This is a genomic window from Arsukibacterium sp., from assembly GCF_036735525.1.
Lineage (GTDB): Bacteria > Pseudomonadota > Gammaproteobacteria > Enterobacterales > Alteromonadaceae > Alishewanella.
The window spans coordinates 1-2,382 of the sequence record NZ_DAINOE010000143.1 but is presented as its reverse complement, the minus strand read 5'-3'; the positions used below and the strand labels follow the sequence as shown (position 1 = coordinate 2,382).

Annotated in this window: 2 protein-coding genes; both read right to left on the bottom strand. The window is 47.7% G+C overall.

What is annotated here, in order from left to right; translation table 11 throughout:
- The coding region (locus V7D78_RS16255; protein WP_333609507.1) for a polysaccharide lyase at nt 1-1,331 on the bottom strand (1,331 nt) is incomplete at its 3' end.
- On the bottom strand, nt 1,306-2,382 hold a 1,077-nt coding region (locus tag V7D78_RS16250; protein WP_333609506.1), incomplete at its 5' end, for a phenylacetate--CoA ligase family protein. The genes V7D78_RS16250 and V7D78_RS16255, both read right to left, overlap by 26 nt.

Below are 2,382 nucleotides of genomic sequence, written 5' to 3'. Positions count from 1 at the left end.
CCGTGGTAAAAATTGAACCATAATCGCTCTATTTTCAGTTCAGGGACAGTACGAAAATTTAAATCAGACCGGTGTAAAACCAGTTTTTCATCAACCCATACCTGTAACTCACCATCGTTTTTGCCTGGTGTATTCAGGGTGAGTTGCTGACTAATTTTATACCAGCGTTCACGGGTTAATTTGCTGCTGTGTTGTCGCCATGGATGAACTTCACCATGGCTTTGATTTGAACCATTCAGGTAGAGATAGCTGCCTAAGGGCGTTAATCCTTTTAACTGATCATCCGAGCTAATGGCACTGAGAAATTGCCCCCGGGCTGACCAGCCATTTGTACCGTCTGCTTTACGGCCTCCCCAGCCGGCACGGCCGTAAGTACCCGCAAAACCAGGAAATTTGCCGCCGCCTTCGCCTTGCAGCCAGTTTTTTGCTAAATATAAATCGTACTCGAAGAATAAGCTGTCAGGCTCTGCACCAAGCAATTTTTGAGTAAAAAGACTCATGCTTAGCGCCAAATTTTGCCGGGTACTAAAGGACACCTTAAGGGCATGAGATGCGGATGAATGGGCGGGAGCCTGCACCCGTTCAATGTTGCTGCGCGGAGCGAGATCCTGCCAGTCAGTCATCCAGTTGCTGCGAGTGAACTGTTCATTGAAAATACTGTGTTCTGCCAGCTGTGCCGGATAGACGGGATCTTCCATTGTGGGTTGCCGTAACAGGAAAACTCCTATCGCGGGTGTACCGGACTGACGTTGCCGGTGCAGCTCAAGTTTAACAGCAGACAGTTTTGCGCGATCAATCTGACTTAAATCAAAGGCTAACAGTAGCGGATTTTTTTCAGACACCCTTAAGGTGTTACGACCACCAAGATGACGGTAGGTGCTGGTATCCAGATAGGTATCCATAACAGCATTTATCCGCATACGTTTTTTATCGTTAAACTCAAGTACCAGTGAGGGTGCCACCTGATAACCTTGCTCTTTGCTGGCTACCATCAGGTGCCCACTACTGTTTGGCTGTAATCTCAGCAGTAAATCCAATTGAGCTGTTGTGGATATATGAGGTATTAACGTATTCAGATCCCAAATTAGCCAATTGTCGGCTTTGGCATCAACTTGTAACAAACTATAAGGAGCATCACCCAGATAGTGGCCGTTTTTATCAAACCAATCGCCCATGGGGGTTTGCCATTCTATATAGGCCTGATGATAACTATAACGGTTAGTTGCACCGCGGATATCTTTAGTGCCCTCATGCCAGAGCACCGGTTGTGATTGTGCCAGCACGCCCACGGAGCAGAGCAGGGCACTAAGAAGCCAGTTTATTTTCAACATAACAATATTTTCCATTTGCTGAGGCAGGGATATCCTGCACTTGCTGGATGTCGATGTTCATATCCGCACCCAGCAATGTTTGAAATTGCTGACGCAGCTGGCTTTGTTGCTCAGAGCTTAGTGCCTTATTGGCCACAATAAGTAACTCAATCTGATTTTTGGTATGTTGAATCATTTTAAATTTATCGATGTCAGTCAGATCACGTAATAAATACACGACGCCCCAGGAGTGGAGTTGATCGCCCTTAGTGGTGAGCAAAAAATCCCTGCGCCGGCCTTGAACCTCCGCTAATACTGGTAAACCACGACCACAAGAGCAAGGTGAGGGATCTAATCTTGCTAAATCACCGGTGCGATAGCGGATAAAAGGATAGCCGGGAGTGGCTAAGTGGGTCGTTACGATTTCCCCGATCTCGCCGTGGGCTACCGGCTGCCCCTGTTCATCAATAAGCTCAACAATAATATCCTCAGCACTGATATGCATCTTGCCCGCCGGGCATTCATGCGCAATAAAGCCTGCATCTCTGGCACCATAGCCATTGGCCACCGGACAATTAAAGCTATTGCTAATCACGGCTCTCTCATGGGGGTACAGCATTTCTGAGGTCACAAACACCACTTTGACACCTAACTGGTCAAGGGCAAGTTGTTGCTGTTTCGCTGCCAGGCATAGCCGGTATATGACGGAAGGATAGCCAAAAATCATTGCCGGTTTTTGCTGAATAAGTTGCTGTAGTTGTTGATTAATTAGCTCTGGCGTTAATGTCAGGGCAGGCATTAGCACGGAGCGAAACAGTTTATCTCGTAGTGTTTTAACCGTGCTTTGTTTACCCAGCTCTATGGGGGCACCCCAGATCACCGCTTCAGGATCACCAATATCCACGCCCCACCAGCGGGTTGCGCGTAATTTAGCGGCAACATCATGGCTAACCCGGTGTTGATCCATATAAAAGGTGAGCGGCTGACCACTGGAACCACCGGTACTACCGCGGCTATAACGGTAGTTCTGAAGGCTGAACAGCTGCTGGCTATGTTCACGAATAAGGGTTTT